Source organism: Streptomyces alanosinicus, from assembly GCF_014650595.1.
In the GTDB taxonomy this organism is placed as follows: Bacteria; Actinomycetota; Actinomycetes; order Streptomycetales; family Streptomycetaceae; genus Streptomyces; species Streptomyces alanosinicus.
This window is the reverse complement of sequence record NZ_BMVG01000001.1, coordinates 382,304-396,839: the sequence shown is the minus strand read 5'-3', so window position 1 is coordinate 396,839 and position 14,536 is coordinate 382,304. Positions and strand designations below refer to the sequence as shown.

The window sequence follows — 14,536 nt, the reverse complement described above, 5'->3', positions numbered from 1 at the left end:
CGTGCCGGCTCCCGCGTCCGCGACAGGATCCGCCGGACAGGCCCTAGGAGCCGAGGGAGATGAGCCGGCCGACGAGGTCCGCCAAGTGGCCGTCGGCCGGTTCGTCCTTGACCATCTTCTTCAGCAGGCCCGCCATCTCCTGGTCGTAGGCCGCGCTGACCGCGGCCAGCGCGGCGAAGTCGTGCACCAGCTGGATCTCCAGCTCCCTGCGCGGAATACGCCGGCCGTCCAGCCAGATCAGCGCCGTGGACTCGGCGAGGGAGATCCAGGAGCGGACGAGCAGTTCCAGGCGCGGGGAGACGTCGGTGACGTCGAGGTGCGACAGCATCTGTTCGTACGCGGCCTGGCGCACGGACTGGATCAGCGCGTTGGTGGCCGAAGATCCCACGGCCGGTCCGCCGCGCATCAACGCGGAGAAGCCCGGCCCGTGTTCCTCCACGAAGTCGAAGAAGCGCCGCATCACCCGCAGCAGCCGGGCGCCGAGCGGACCCTCGTGGGGCTCGGCGAAGCGGTCCGCGAGATCCTCCGAGGCGCGCGTCAACGCGGCCTCGTACAGGCTGAGTTTGCCGGGGAAGTAGTGATACACCAGCGGGCGTGAGATGCCCGCCGCCACGGCTATCTCGTCGATGGAGACCTCGTCGGGCGAGCGTCGGCTGAACAGATCGAGGGCGACGCCGATCAGCTGCTGCCGCCGCTCGTCGACGCCCATTCTGCGGCGAACCCCGGTACTCATGCGAACACCTTACCGATCGGATCCGGCCGCAGGTGATCACATATCGAGCACCAGGCGATCGCCCCGGGCCCGCGAGACACAGATCAGCATCGAGTCGGCGCGCTCGCCGTCCGTCAGCAGCTCGTCCCGGTGATCGATCTCTCCTTCCAGCACCCGCTGTTGGCAGGTCCCACAGAACTCCTGCTCACAGGAGTAGGCGGCGGCCGGCAGTTCCCGGCGCACGGCGGCCAGCACGGTGGAGTCCGCCGGTACGGTCAACGTCCGCCCGCTGCGCCGGAGTTCGACCTCGAACTCCGTGTTGCCCTCGGACGACGTACGGGGCGCGAACCGTTCGAGACGGACGGCCGGAAATTGTGCCTCGACGGCCGCCATGAGCCCCTCGGGACCGCAGGCGTAGACGGCGGCCCCCTCGCTCACCTCCAGCGCGTCGAGATCCGGCCGCCCCTCCACGACGGTCACCCGGTCGCGCCCGAGTTTCTCGACCTCCTCCAGGAACGGCATCGAGGCCCGCTCGCGCCCCGCGTACAGCAGCCGCCACTCGGCGTCCCTCGGCAGCGCCCGCAGCATCGGCAGCAGCGGGGTGATCCCGATCCCGCCGGCGACGAAGACATATGACTGCGCCTCGATGAGCGGGAAACGGTTCCGCGGCCCCCGCACCTCCAGTTCCATGCCCTCCGTCACCTGCTCGTGCACCTCGCGCGAGCCGCCCCGCCCGTTCTCGACCAGCCGGGTCGCGACGGTGTAGGAGGAGGTGTCCTCGGGGTCGCCGCACAACGAGTACTGGCGGACGATCCCCGACGGCAGGACGAGGTCGAGATGCGCGCCGGGCTCCCAGCGCGGCAGGTCCCGTCCCTCCAGACGAAGCCGGACGACCCCGTCGGCCACCGTCTCGTGCGCCGTCACCAGCAGCCGCAGTGCCCGTGAGCGCGGCCGGCCCGAGGTGGGCTCCTCCAGTGCGGGCATCGGCCACAGCGGCGAGACCTGGATACGGCGGCGCAGCGCCCGCCGGGCCAGCAGGGCGGTGCCCGCGAGGAGCACGACGGTACGCAGCTTCGGCATCAGGCGGCCCTCTTCCCGGTGGCCTTCTCCGCTGCCTTCTCCGCCGCCGTCGCCGCGGGGGAGGAGGCCAGATAGGCGACGGCCTGCTCGGTGTCGCCCTCCTGCGAGGGGTGGTAGCCGCGGCTCAGATAGCGGGGGATGGACCTGACCATGTCTCCGGTCGAGGGGAGCAGCCCCCGCCGGCCACGGTCGTGCAGATCCCTGAAGCTCGCCCTGCCGTCGACGAGGGTCGGGTCGTTCTCCATGAAGAACCGCGTCCCGCGCTGCCACAGGAACACCATCGCCGAGAACGCCGTGGCCCAGGTCCGTACCCGCCGGCGGTAGCTGCCGTCGACGTGCATGAACAGCTCGAAGGCGACGGAGCGGTGCTCGACCTCCTCCGCGCCGTGCCAGCGCAGCAGGTCCAGCATGGTCGGGTCGGCGCCGAGCCGGTCGAGTTCCCGGGCGTTGAGCACCCAGTTGCCGAGGAAGGCGGTGTAGTGCTCGATGGCCGCGATGAGCGCGACCCGCTCCATCAGCCACCATCGGCGCGGCCGGCCCGGCGGCAGCGTCCGGTCGCCGAGCAGCTTCTCGAAGAACCAGTCCACCTGCGCGGTGTACGGCGTCGGATCGAGTCCCTGCTCACGCAGGTGCGGCAGCACCTCGTCATGGGCCTGGGAGTGCATCGCCTCCTGGCCGATGAACCCGATGACGTCCGCACGGAGCCGCTCGTCACGGATGTACGGCAGCACCTGCTTGTACACATGCACGAACCACCGCTCACCGGCGGGCAGCAGCAGGTGCAGCACATTGATGGTGTGCGTGGTGAACGGGTCCCCCGGCACCCAGTGCAGCGACGTGCCGTCCCAGGAGAAGGACACCTTGCGTGCCTTGAGCGGCACCCGGGCCTGCGTGTTAGACATGGCGTCAATGTACTGGCGGGTAGTGCCGCTGAGAACCCCTGGGGCAGGGCTTGTTTACGCGAATGTCAGCAACGGGCGGTGGTGCTGCCTAGTGCAGCCCGGTGATCTCCCGCCCCTCCGTCAGGGTGCCCTTCAGCTGGGCGTGCGCTCCCTGCTTGGCGCGGGCCACCAGGAACCGGCCCTGTCCGGCGGCGGTGACCCCGCCCCCCGCCTGGATCGTCGCCGTGTCCTTGTCGCCCGCCGCCAGCAGATACCAGTGCCCGGCCGCGGACTTCCACAGCACTCCGGCGAGCGCGTGCGGATCACGCGGACCGCAGGAGCGGGCATCCGTGCCCTTGGCGACGATCGCCGCCACCCGCCCGCCCGGCGTGCGGAACTGGGCCAGCGCGCCGGTGCCGTCGCCGCGCCAGGTCTCGGCCCTGGTGCACATCCACTCCGCCGACCCGCTGCCGTCGGGCAGCGGCTGCTCGGCGAACGTCCAGGCGTTGACGCCGCGCACTCCGACGGAGCGCTCCGCCGCCAGCGAGCAGGCGAACGGCGCCCAGGCCGCCCGCCCCGCGGTGTCGGACACCTCGCCGGCCGAGCCGGGCGGGCCGGCCGTGAGATGGGCCGGCGTCAATTCGCCCAGATCGGTGGTGAGTTCGCTGCCGAAGGCGCCGGTGAGCTGCAGCACCGTCCAGGAGGTGCAGCCGCCGGAGCGCAGCGCGGGGCTGGCCAGCGGCGCGGTGATGCCGTCGGTGACCGTCAGCGCGGTCGCCTCCGAGCCCGGCTTCATCAGGTCCCGCGAGGCCGCCTTCCGCACCCAGGGCGCGGTCAGGTACTGGACGTTGCCGTCGGAGCGGCCGAGCACCAGCGCGCTCGCCTCGGGGCCGGTCGCGCCGTCCGCCCGGGCGAGGTCGAGGGCCGCGCCCTGGGTGCCGTCGACCGGTTCGGCGTAGCGGGCGATGCGCAGACCGTCGTAGAGCACCACCACCCGGGCGTTGTCGACCTGGCCCGCGTACAGCAGCTGGGGCGGGCCGGCCGGGCCGCCGATCTCGGTGCCGGGGGTCGCCGAGACATGCACCGTGCCGCCCGGGCGGGCCCACACGGCGAGGGCGCGGCGCAGCAGGTCCGTGTCGCCGGTGAGCGGGCCGCGCGCGGGCCACACCGAGAAGTCGGTGCGGGCTGCGGACTCCCAGGCGCCGGGGGAGACCCGCACCAGCCGGGCGGGGTCGAGGGCGGCATCGGCGGCCGGGTTCCCCGCGTAGGGGGGTGCGGCGGCGCCGTCGGGGCCCCAGCCGTCGCCGGGCAGGGTGAACAGTGCCCCGCACACCGCGAGCGCCGCGGCGGCGGCGAGTGCGGCCTTGGTGTGCTGGCGGCGGCGCATCAGATCGGTGGGCCGGGCCTGCAGCACACAGGGGTCGAACTCGGGGGAGGCGAGCAGCTCGGGCTCGGTGGGCACGCCGTGCGAGGCGGCCACCGCGCCGCCCACGTCGTCGACCCCGGCGGCCGTCAGCAGTTCCCGGATCCCCGCGTCGGACAGCTGGTCCAGGCCGCGCAGCACATAGGCGGCGCGGGCCGGGCCGGACAGGGCGGACAGCCGCTGGTCCAAGGCGAGTTCGTCGGCGCCGCCCGAGCGCGGGAACAGCTTGAGGCCCCACACCTGGGGCAGCAGCGGCGGCAGCTGGGCGAGCCGGGGCAGGCCCTTGCGGGGCCGGGCCGCCTCCAGGGCCGCGCACAGGACACGCCGGCGCAGATAGACGTACCCGGGGTCGCCGTCCCCGCCCTCCTCCGCCTTCGCCCGGGCGGGAGCACCCCCGTCCTGGGCCGGGATCGCGGACTGCTGCTCACGCCCTGTGGGCAGGGAGCGCTGGGCGAGCGAGTGTGCGGTCAGCACCCGGCGGCTGCGGCCGAGTCCGGGGGGCAGCACCAGGTAGGCGATCCGGACCAGCCGTGGATAGTGCTCGACGAGCGCGGCCTCGGCCTGCTCGAGATCGACCGGCGCGGGGTGTCCGGTGGCGGCGGGTGCGTGACGCTGGGCTACATCCTGTGACTGCACGTCAGGGAAAACGAGCGAGGGGGAGGTTGGTCACCCCCGGACGGGTGATCCGGTCCTTCGCCGCTGGGCCTGCGCCGTTGAGCGCGCGGCGGCCGGGATCCGTATCCGAAGGAGCTGAGGCATGCTGGGCCAGAAGGACCGGAGGAACAGATGAGGGTGACACGACTGCTGCCGGCCGCCGCGGCCGTACTGGCGCTGGCGGGCTGCGGCGCGGGCGGGGAGACCAAGGCCGTCCCGCCCGCCGCGACCGGCAGCCTGGAGAGCCTGGCCGCCGAGGTGAAGTGCAAGCCGAACATGCAGACCGACGCCGACGAGCTCCGCCAGGCCATCTGCAAGAACGGCGACGGCAGGTTCATCCTCGCCACCTTCGCCACCGACCGCGGCCAGCGCGAGTGGATCAACGACGCGAAGGACTACGGCGGTTACTACCTCGTCGGCCGCAAGTGGGTCGCCGTCGGCGACGACGGGGTCGTCAAGGCGCTGCGCGGCACACTCGGCGGGGACGTGGAGATCGGCACGAACCACGCCGCGCACGGTGCGGGCCACTCCGGGCACGGCGGCTGAGACACGGGAAAGGCCGGTGACGGGAGGGGGGTCCGTCACCGGCCTCGTCCTGTGGCCCGGGTCAGCTGATCAGGCGCAGTTGCGTCCGGTGTTGATGCAGCCCGCGATCCTGTTGGCCAGACCGCCGTTCGTGACGCTGATGAAGTCGTCGTGGTCGGTGATCGGCTTGTGCAACTGCTCGGGGAAGCCGTCGACCGCGTACGCGTTCTTCACCTGGCCGTTCTGGATGACCGGCTGCGGCACGTTGTAGACCAGCCGCATGGTCAGCTGCGGGATCGCCTTGAAGCCGTTCGGGCAGACCCCGCTCGCGGGATCCGGGAAGGCCACGTGCGTGCGGTGGTTGGCGCTGTCGATGTTCACGCCGTCCCAGCAGCTCTGGAAGGCGAACGTGCGCACCACGTTGCTGCCCTGCGGACAGATCGGGTACTGCGTGGTCAGCTGCACCTTGTTCTCGAAGCCGGTGCAGCTCCAGTGCGCGTTGGCGTTGGCCGTGCCGTTGGTCGCGGCCTTGGCGTCACCGGTGATGATGCGCAGGAACTGCGGCATCGCGACGACCTTGCTCGCCGGGCTGCCGACGTACTTGATCTGCGCCTGCTGGGCGACCAGGATCTTGCCGACGTTGAGGTCCTTGCCTCCGCCGTCCGCGTTCGCGTCCTTCTCCTGGGTGCCGTCCTGCTCGCGGATGACCGGCCAGTAGTACGCCGACAGGTCATTGCGGTTCTGGCAGCTGGTGCCGCCCTGCAGGAAGGTCTGGTTGCTGGAGAACGCGTTGACCTTCTGGTTGCCGACGTAGTCGTGCACATGGTGGGCACCGTTGGTCACACCGGGCGCGACGATCACGTTGTCGCTGTTGTGGTTCTGGTTGGCGTTCACACCGCAGCGCGTGGTGAACGTGCCCGTCGAGGCGTTCTGCAGGTTGCGCGGCTTGCCCTGGACGTTCGGGGCGACCTTCGTGATGTCCACGAAGTCCGCCGCGGACGGGCCGTCGCCGCCCTGGCCACCGTTGTTGGCCTGCTGCTGGCCGCCCTGCTGCTGGCCGCCGTTGTTCTGCTGCTGGCCACCGGTGTTCTGCTGCTGACCGCCGTTGTTCTGCTGCTGACCGCCCGTGGTCTGGTCGGCGGTCTGTGTCGTACACGCGGCGAGCTGCTGCAGCGAGGTGTCGAAGGAACCGCCGACGCGCTGGATGTCGATGCGGATCCGGTTGATCGTCGCCGAGCGCTTCTCCTTGAGGGGGCCGACGATCGCGTTCTGCACGAAGCTCGGATCCTTGGCCTGCGCGTCCCGGGTGGAGGCGAGCCGGGTGTAGGCCTCGGTGATCTGCTTGTCGAGGTTGGACAGCTCCGTCGCCACGCCCTGGCGGGCCCGCCAGGGCACGTTCGTCAGCTTCTGGCCGACGTCCGGGCAGGAGACCGTCGCGACCTGCGCCGTCGCGGCCTTCGTCTGGTTGCCTCCCCAGGTCTGGTTGTTCGACTCATGCGCAGAGGCATAGAAGTTCGCCCAGATCAGCCCGCCCCCACCGAGCGCTAGGGCCGCCGATGCGGCTATGGCCTTGGTGGCCAGCGGCGTACGGCGTTTTCGTGTGTTGCGTCCCATGGAACTCCTCTGACTTCCTTGCGAGCGGGGCAGCATCGGGGCGCCCGACAGGAGTGAAGCGGTGTCCTTTCATACGGACGCCGCCCCAGAGGTGTTCACCGGTTTCACAAATTCCTCGTGGAACAAGGGAGTTGGCAGGCCACACCGGTCCCGGTCATCGGTCACCGGTCCCGGTCGAGATAGGCGATGACCGCGAGGACCCGCCGGTTGTCGTCGTCCGACACCTCCAGGCCCAGCTTGGCGAAGATGTTGGAGGTGTGCTTGGCGATGGCCCGTTCCGTCACCACCAGCTGGGCCGCGATGCCCGCGTTCGACCGGCCCTGCGCCATCAGCTCCAGTACCTCCAGCTCGCGCGGGGTCAGCCCCGCGAGCGGCCGGTCGTCGGCCGCCCGCCGGGACAGCAGCTGCTGGATGACCTGCGGGTCCATCGCCGTACCGCCGCCCGCGACCCGTCGTACGGCGTCGATGAACTGCTCGGCGTCGAAGACCCGGTCCTTCAGCAGATAGCCGATCCCGCCGTTGCCGTCCGCGAGCAGCTCGCGCGCGTACAGCTGCTCCACATGCTGGGAGAGCACCAGCACCGGCAGTCCCGGCCGGGCCGCGCGGGCCGCGAGCGCGCACTGCAGGCCCTCGTCGGTGTGGGTGGGCGGCAGCCGTACGTCGACCACGGCCACGTCCGGCTTCAACTCGGCCAGCGCCTGGGTGAGTTCGGGTCCGGACTCGACGGCCGCGGCGATCTCGAAGCCGAAGGCCTGAAGCATCCGGACCAGCCCGTCGCGCAGCAGGAAGAGGTCTTCGGCTAGGACAACGCGCACGGAATCTCCATCGTCACCAGGGTGGGGCCGCCGGCGGGGCTGCTGACGGCCAGGACGCCGTCGAATGTACCGAGTCGGCGCTCCACCCCGGCGAGCCCCGACCCGGTGCCGATCGCCGCGCCGCCCTTGCCGTTGTCGGTGACCGTGACCCGCAGCCGGCCCTCGGTGTGCAGCACGTCGACCCAGATGCGGCCGGCGCCGGAGTGCTTGACGGCGTTGGTGAGCACCTCGCTGACCGCGAAGTAGGCCGCCGACTCGACCGGCGCCTCCGCGCGGCCCGCCAGTTCCACGCTCACCTCGGCCGGCAGCGGCAGCCGCAGCGCCAGCGCCCGTACGGCGTCGCCGAGCCCGCGCTCGGCGAGGACCGGCGGATGGATGCCGCGCACCAGGTCGCGCAGCTCCTCCAGGGCCTCGGCGGAGTTCTGGCGGGCCTCGGCGAGCAGCCGCTTCGCCTGGGCCGGGTCGTGTTCCACCAGCATCTCGATGGTGCCGAGATCCATGCCCATGGCGACCAGCCGGGCCTGTGCCCCGTCGTGCAGGTCCCGCTCGATGCGGCGCAGTTCGGCGGCCGAGGTGTCCACGGCGTCGCGCCGGGTCTCGGTCAGCACCCGGACCCGCTCGGCGAGTTCCTCGTCGCCGCCGAGCACGGCCTGGGTGAGCCGGAAGTGCACGGCCACAAGGCGCGGGATGACACGCCAGGCGGCGGCGAGGAGCACGGCGGCGAGCAGGGCCGCGAGGAGGGCGGTCCCTTCGCCGGTGACCGGCACGAAGAGGTACCAGTAGGCCTCGCCCGAGTCCGGTACGTACGCCCGCCACAGCCCGGCCGGCAGCATGAACCCCTCGACGGGGTAGAACAGCAGCAGGGCCGGCAGCAGCGCGGTGAGGAAGCCCGCCGTGAAGTCCACCGGCAGCCACACCACATCCCGCCGCACCTGCGGGTCCCGCAGCAGGGCGAAGGTGCGCCTCCAGGGGTTGAATCCCTTGGGGAGCGGCTGGTACGCCGCCGGGATCCGTATCCCGTACCACTCGGCCGCGAGCTTTCTGCGGGCGTCCGCCAGTGCCCGTACGCCGGTCAGGACCGCCGGGGTCGTGACGAGCCCGACGCCGAGCGGGATGAGGGCGAGGGAGAGCAGGGTCAGGCAGAAGAACGCCACACCGCAGGGCAGCACCACCAGGGCCAGCACCAGCCCCTGCACCGCGGCCAGCAGCACCTCCCGGGCCCGGCTGCGGACGTCGTGGCTTTTCGTGTCGGTGTTCATGCCGCAAGTCTGGCCGAGCGCCCCTCGCGCGTCAGTCGTCCGAGGCCGCCTCTTGCGGGGTGGTGCCAGGTACACCCCCCACCGCGCCCTGTGTACCGGCCGCCCCGGCGAGCACCTCCGCTTCCACCCGCGGATCGAGGCCCGGAGGCGTGCGGTCCGGCCGCAGCTCGGGGGTGCCGCCGATCTCCGTGAGCCAGCGCCAGGTGTCCGCGACGGTCTCCGCGGCCGGCCGGCACACCAGACCGGTGGCCAGCGCCCGGGACACATCGGTGCGGTGCGCGCAGGCGTACAGCTCGCCGTCCGGCGGTGTCCACACCGGCAGCTGGGTCCAGGGTTCGATGCCGGCGGCCAGGATCACCTCCGGGTCGGTCCAGCGCAGCTCCGCGTCCGCGCCGGTGACCCGGACACACAGGTCGAGCAGTTCGCCCATGGTGCTGTGGCCCGGCGGGCCGATCAGGTCGTAGGGCCCGCTCAGCGACCGCTCCACCGCGCCGAGCAGCCAGCCGGCCAGGTCACGGGCGTCGATGAACTGCACCGGCAGCGTACGCGGCCCGGGGGCGAGGACCGGGCCGCCGCGGGCGATGCGGGCCAGCCACCAGGGCAGCCGGCCCACGTTCTCGCGCGGGCCGAGGATCAGCCCGGCCCGCACCAGCAGCGAGTCCGCCTCGCCGAAGGCCTCGACGGCGGCCAGCTCACCGCCCCGCTTGTCCTCGGCGTACTCGGTGTGCTCCGCGTCGGCGCGGGCGCCCTCGACCAGCCCCCCGGCCCGGGCGTCCCCGTCCAGCGAGGGCCAGGGCCAGGCGTACACGGACCGGCTGGAGACGTACACGTAGCGCGCGGCACGGCCCCGCAGCAGCCGTGCCGCGTCGAGCACGGCACGCGGCGCGGCCGACCAGGTGTCGACCACGGCGTCCCAGCCGCCCGGGTCGGCGGCGAGCGCGGCGAGGCCGTCGGGCGCGGTGCGGTCGCCGTGCAACGACCGCACCCCGGGCGGGGGTTGATGCCGTCCCCGGTGGAAGAGCGTCACCTCCCAGCCGCGTGTCACCGCGGCCTCGGCGACCGCCCGCCCCACGAACTCCGTACCGCCCAGCACCAGAAGTCTCATGCCGCTGATCGTGCCCGCTCCGGGCGCGCCGCGGTACCGGACTCTGCCGAGGGCAGAGCCGGGGCGGGGCAGCCGGTCAGCGGCCGGCCGGCGGGATGTACTTGTAGCCGACCCGGCGCACGGTCTGGATGGTCCGGCGGTGCTCGGCGCCCAGCTTGCGGCGCAGCCGGGCGATGTGTACGTCGACGGTGCGGCCGTCGCCGACGTGGCCGTAGCCCCACACCGTGGTGACCAGCTGGTCGCGGGTGTGCACCCGGTGCGGATGTGCCACCAGGTGGGCGAGCAGCTCGAACTCCAGGTAGGTGAGGTCGAGTTCACGGCCGTCGAGGGCGGCGGTGCGCCGCGCGGTGTCGATCCGCACCACCGGCTCGGCGGCCGTGCCGCCGCTCGCCTGGGTGCCCGCGTCCGGGTCCGTCGCCGGCTGGTCCGGGTCCGGCACCGCGACCGGCAGGAACGGCGGCCGCTGGTCCGCCGGGACCAGCACCAGATAGCCGACCATCGGCGGCCGGCCGGGGAGGGTGGGCAGGGTGTGCTGCGGCGCGGGCAGCCAGGTGGCGCCCGGCGGCAGCAGGTCCGCGACATCGACCACCTCGTCCCGGTCGACGGCGCGCAGCCGGTGCCGGGCGGGGGCGGTCAGCGAGGAGGCGGGGGAGAGAGAACGAGAGATCGCCATGAGAGGTCAGCTCTTTCACGCGAGAAGTTCGTCGGTCGGGGCGACGGCCGCGACTCGTGGTCGGGGCACGCCGGGGGACGTACATCGCTTCGCGCTGGCCGAAGGCCGGGGTGAGGCTTTAGAGGGCCCGCGCGTTCGTCGCGCGGCAACACACCCGGTCGAAGTCGTGGTGCTGACGGGAGGGCCAGAAGGGCTCCAGGTCATGGCGACCCGTCGCGGTGATCTTCTGGAAGCTGGCCATGCGCCCATTGAAGCAGACACCTGCGCCGGACAGGAGTCTTCTCTCACTGCTTGGACGATTCCTTGGCGTGAAGTTGACGTCGCCGGCCTCCCGGCGCGGCGTATCCGCCCTTGATCAGGGGTTTCTGGCGGGCCGTCGGTTCCGTGAGCTGTCTCGACATGCGGAAGGGGGCGCCCACCGTGATGGTGGACGCCCCCTTCCGGAAGCCGGGATCAGACCTGGCCGGCCTTCTCCAGCGCGGCGCAGCAGGTGTCCACCAGCAGGCGGGTCACCACGTACGGGTCGACGTTGGCGTTCGGGCGGCGGTCCTCGATGTAGCCCTTGCCGTCCTTCTCGACCTGCCACGGGATACGGACCGAGGCACCGCGGTCGGAGACGCCGTAGGAGTACTTGTCCCACGGGGCGGTCTCGTGCAGACCGGTGAGGCGCTCGTCGATACCGGCGCCGTAGTTCTTGACGTGGTCGAGCGGCTTGGAGCCCTCGCCGAGCGACTCGCACGCGGTGATGATCGCGTCGTAGCCCTCGCGCATGGCCCTGGTGGAGAAGTTGGTGTGCGCGCCCGCGCCGTTCCAGTCGCCCTTGACCGGCTTGGGGTCCAGGGTCGCGGAGACGCCGAAGTCCTCGGCGGTGCGGTACAGCAGCCAGCGGGCCACCCACATCTGGTCGGAGACCTCCAGCGGGGCGAGCGGGCCGACCTGGAACTCCCACTGGCCGGGCATGACCTCGGCGTTGATGCCGGACAGACCGAGACCGGCCTTCAGGCAGTTGTCCAGGTGGGCCTCGACGATGTCACGGCCGAAGATCTCGTCGGCGCCGACACCGCAGTAGTAGCCGCCCTGCGGGGCGGGGAAGCCGCCCTCGGGGAAGCCGAGGGGGCGGGTGCCCTCGAAGAAGGTGTACTCCTGCTCGATGCCGAAGATCGGCTCCTGCGCGGCGAACCGCTCGGCGACCTCGGCCAGCGCGGCCCGGGTGTTGGAGGGGTGCGGCGTCATGTCCGTGTCGAGGACCTCGCACAGCACCAGGATGTCGTCGCCGCCGCGGATCGGGTCCGGGCAGCTGAAGACCGGCTTGAGCACACAGTCCGAGGAATGGCCCTCGGCCTGGTTGGTGGAGGAGCCGTCGAAGCCCCAGACCGGCAGCGCGTCGAGACCGGCCGGGGCGCCCGTGATGACCTTCGTCTTGGAACGGAGCTTGGCCGTCGGCGCGGTGCCGTCGATCCAGATGTACTCGGCCTTGAAGGTCACGGGCCACTTCCTTCGGGGGTGTGTCGGGCGCACATCGGTGCGGGTGCTGCGGGTGCTGCGGCACCGGGGCGCCGCGTCGATCTGCCCGGCAGCCTGGCAACAGGCGATTTCCCGTCCGTTGCTCTGATGTGAACCCCGTGTTACCTGGTGGTTCTGTGTCACGACTCACGTGGTGAGGTGCCGGGGGCGGGGGTATGGCCGCTCTCCGTCGCGGCCTCCCGCACCCCGTCGAGGAAGTCCCGGACGGCGGCTCGCTGGTGGTCGTCGTAGCCCCGCAGCAGCTCCACCGACCGCTCGATCAGCGGCCCGAAGAAGGATGCGCCGAGGTCCACGGCGTCGTCCGTCACCTCCACGACGACCTTCCGCCGGTCGCTCTCCGCGCGCACCCGCCGCACATGCCCCGCCCGCTCCAGCCGGTCCAGCAGCGCCGTGGTGCCCGCCGAGTTGAGCCCGAGCCCGGCCCCGAGCCGCCCGGCACTCATCCGCTCACCGGCCCGCCGCGCGTCCATGAGCGCGATCAGTGCGCGTACGTCCGTGGTGTGCATGCCGTTCTGCTGCGCGAACCGGGCGCTGTGCAGGCCGAGTTCGACGGCGACGGCACGCAGCAGGTGGACGATCTCCATCTCGGATTGCATGCGGGACCTCCGAAGCTATTATCTCGCTCAGCGAATATCTCGCTGAACAAGATAATAAGGGGGTCCCATGACCGGGTACGACGGCGAGGTCTTCCGGGTTGCGTACGACAAGGTCCTGGCGAAGTGGCCCGCCGAGCGGGAGGCGCTGACGGTCCGCACCCCCTTCGGCGCCACCCGCGTCAACGCCTGCGGCCCCCGGGACGCGCCCCCGCTGCTCCTGCTGCCGGGCGGCGGCGGAGCCACCTCCGTCTCCTGGTACGCCCAGGCCGCGGAGCTGGCCCGGATCCGGCGGGTCTACGCCGTCGATGTGATCGGCGCCCCGGGGCTGAGCGGCCCGGCCGCCGACCGCCACCCCCGCACGGTCGCCGACCTGACGCGCTGGCTGGACGCCCTCCAAGACGGCCTGGGCGCCGCGTCGACCGACCTGGGCGGCCACTCGTACGGCGGCTGGATCGCACTGCACCACGCCCTGCGCGCCCCGGACCGGGTCCGCCGTCTGTTCCTCCTCGACCCGACCCAGTGCTTCGCCGGGTTCAAGACGGCGTACCTACTGCGTGCCCTGCCGATGCTGCTGCGGCCCGCGCCCCGCCGGGTCCGTGCCTTCCTGGAGTGGGAGACGGGGGGAGTCCCGCCGGATCCGGACTGGCTCGCCCTGCAGGAGGCTGCCGTCGACTTCCCGGCCGCGAAGCCGGTGACGGCGCCGCGCCCCGCACCACAGGCGCTGCGGGCCCTGGACCGGCGGGTCCTGCTGCTCGTGGCCGCGAACAGCAGGACCCATGACCCCACCGAGGTGGCGGCCCGGGCGGCGGCTTTGCTGCCGCACGTGGAGACGGCCGTACTTCCCGACGTCTCGCATCACGCGCTGCCGCAGTCGGCACCGGCGGCCCTGGCCCACCACGTCATCGATTTCCTGACCCGCGGCTGAGCCTCACCCCACCTTCTCGATCACCGCGTGGCGGATGAGGAACTTGCCCGGCTCCCGGACCTGTTCGAAGGCCGCGTTGTTCAGCAGCACACAGCTGCCGGAGACAGAGGTGACCTTCACCGTCGTGGACTTGTTGTTGTCCAGGTTGGTGACCTTCAGGGTCGTACCCGCCGGGAACTGGCCGCTGGAGGCGGCGGGGGCGCCGGCCTCGCCGGAGAGCGTGACCGTGGACCCCTTGCAGACCTGCTGACCGGAGGCGGCGGCACCGCCGGCACCGCCGTTCCCGGCGGCACCGGTCTGCGCGGGCTGCGCGGTCTGTGCGGGCTGCGAGGGCTGGGCGGCGCCCGGCTGTCCCGCCTGGGAGCCCTGAGCCGACTCCCCAACGGTGCAGCCAGCTGCCTTCTGCTGGACCTCGATCTGTTTGATGACCGCCTCGCGGTTGGCGACCCGGGCCGCCGACTGGGCGTCCGGATGCGCCTTCTGGTCCGCGATGAACGAGTCGTTGTTGCCGTGGGCGGTGGCCAGCCCCTGGCAGAGGGCCGAGTCCCCGGTGGAGAGGGTCTTCGCACCCTGCGCGGGCTGGGCGGCGTGGGACGTCGTGGCCAGCGCGAAGGCCCCGCCGCCCGCCACCGCCGCGGCACTGACGAGCAGCGCGATCTTCTTCTTCGTACCGAGAGTTCTCCTGCGCGACATGCGCGCCTCCTGAAGAGGTAGGGGAGCGTACGCCGCTATGTACGAGATACCGAACGC

At 72.1% G+C, this 14,536-nt stretch carries 15 protein-coding genes; 2 read left to right on the top strand and 13 right to left on the bottom strand.

All coding sequences use genetic code 11. From position 1 onward, the window contains the following. Positions 1 to 43: 43 nt before the first annotated feature. The 4 genes from IE277_RS01800 to IE277_RS01785 all read right to left on the bottom strand — a co-directional run bounded on the left by IE277_RS01800 (position 44) and on the right by IE277_RS01785 (position 4,732). Entirely contained in the window at positions 44 to 733 is a 690-nt protein-coding gene (locus tag IE277_RS01800) for a TetR/AcrR family transcriptional regulator (protein ID WP_189947795.1), read from the bottom strand. Positions 734 to 769: 36 nt separating this feature from the next. Then, positions 770 to 1,792: a PDR/VanB family oxidoreductase gene (locus IE277_RS01795; RefSeq protein ID WP_189947794.1), complete on the bottom strand. Its 1,023-nt coding sequence runs from the start codon at positions 1,790 to 1,792 to the stop codon at positions 770 to 772. Beyond that, positions 1,792 to 2,694 (bottom strand): metal-dependent hydrolase, encoded by a 903-nt coding sequence (locus tag IE277_RS01790; RefSeq protein ID WP_189947792.1) that lies wholly within the window; start codon positions 2,692 to 2,694, stop codon positions 1,792 to 1,794. The genes IE277_RS01795 and IE277_RS01790 overlap by 1 nt, the downstream gene beginning before the upstream one ends. Positions 2,695 to 2,782: 88 nt before the next feature. After that, positions 2,783 to 4,732, bottom strand: a complete 1,950-nt coding sequence (locus IE277_RS01785) for a hypothetical protein (protein WP_189947790.1) — start codon at positions 4,730 to 4,732, stop codon at positions 2,783 to 2,785. A gap of 150 nt (positions 4,733 to 4,882) precedes the next feature. On the opposite strand from IE277_RS01785, the gene IE277_RS01780 reads away from it, so the two are divergent. Continuing rightward, positions 4,883 to 5,296, top strand: coding sequence for a hypothetical protein (locus tag IE277_RS01780; protein WP_189947788.1), 414 nt, complete (start codon positions 4,883 to 4,885; stop codon positions 5,294 to 5,296). 69 nt (positions 5,297 to 5,365) lie between these two features. Here the strand turns inward: IE277_RS01780 and IE277_RS01775 are convergent, their stop codons facing one another. From IE277_RS01775 to IE277_RS01745, 8 genes are all read right to left on the bottom strand, one after another. Beyond that, entirely contained in the window at positions 5,366 to 6,889 is a 1,524-nt protein-coding gene (locus IE277_RS01775) for a DUF1996 domain-containing protein (protein ID WP_189947787.1), read from the bottom strand. Positions 6,890 to 7,050: 161 nt separating this feature from the next. Then, a complete protein-coding gene (locus IE277_RS01770; protein WP_189947785.1) occupies positions 7,051 to 7,704 on the bottom strand; it encodes a LuxR C-terminal-related transcriptional regulator in 654 nt (217 codons plus the stop codon). Beyond that, on the bottom strand, positions 7,689 to 8,963 hold the full coding sequence (locus IE277_RS01765; protein ID WP_189947783.1) for a sensor histidine kinase: 1,275 nt from the start codon (positions 8,961 to 8,963) through the stop codon (positions 7,689 to 7,691). The genes IE277_RS01770 and IE277_RS01765 overlap by 16 nt, the downstream gene beginning before the upstream one ends. Before the next feature lie 31 nt (positions 8,964 to 8,994). Continuing rightward, on the bottom strand, positions 8,995 to 10,068 hold the full coding sequence (locus IE277_RS01760) for an NAD-dependent epimerase/dehydratase family protein (RefSeq protein WP_189947781.1): 1,074 nt from the start codon (positions 10,066 to 10,068) through the stop codon (positions 8,995 to 8,997). A gap of 76 nt (positions 10,069 to 10,144) precedes the next feature. Then, a complete protein-coding gene (locus IE277_RS01755; RefSeq protein ID WP_189947779.1) occupies positions 10,145 to 10,741 on the bottom strand; it encodes a winged helix-turn-helix domain-containing protein in 597 nt (198 codons plus the stop codon). Between the two features lie 118 nt (positions 10,742 to 10,859). Next, complete coding sequence (locus IE277_RS48720; protein WP_023551297.1) at positions 10,860 to 10,982, bottom strand: hypothetical protein; 123 nt, start codon at positions 10,980 to 10,982, stop codon at positions 10,860 to 10,862. Between the two features lie 212 nt (positions 10,983 to 11,194). Then, positions 11,195 to 12,226: a glutamine synthetase gene (gene glnII, locus IE277_RS01750; protein ID WP_189947777.1), complete on the bottom strand. Its 1,032-nt coding sequence runs from the start codon at positions 12,224 to 12,226 to the stop codon at positions 11,195 to 11,197. 158 nt (positions 12,227 to 12,384) lie between these two features. Further along, a complete protein-coding gene (locus tag IE277_RS01745; RefSeq protein ID WP_189947775.1) occupies positions 12,385 to 12,861 on the bottom strand; it encodes a MarR family winged helix-turn-helix transcriptional regulator in 477 nt (158 codons plus the stop codon). Between the two features lie 67 nt (positions 12,862 to 12,928). Between IE277_RS01745 and IE277_RS01740 the strand changes: the two genes are divergently transcribed. Beyond that, positions 12,929 to 13,786 (top strand): alpha/beta fold hydrolase, encoded by an 858-nt coding sequence (locus tag IE277_RS01740; RefSeq protein WP_189947773.1) that lies wholly within the window; start codon positions 12,929 to 12,931, stop codon positions 13,784 to 13,786. Positions 13,787 to 13,789: 3 nt separating this feature from the next. On the opposite strand, the gene IE277_RS01735 is transcribed toward IE277_RS01740, so the two are convergent. Next, positions 13,790 to 14,479 (bottom strand): SCO2207 family protein, encoded by a 690-nt coding sequence (locus tag IE277_RS01735; protein ID WP_189947771.1) that lies wholly within the window; start codon positions 14,477 to 14,479, stop codon positions 13,790 to 13,792. Between the last annotated feature and the right edge of the window lie 57 nt (positions 14,480 to 14,536).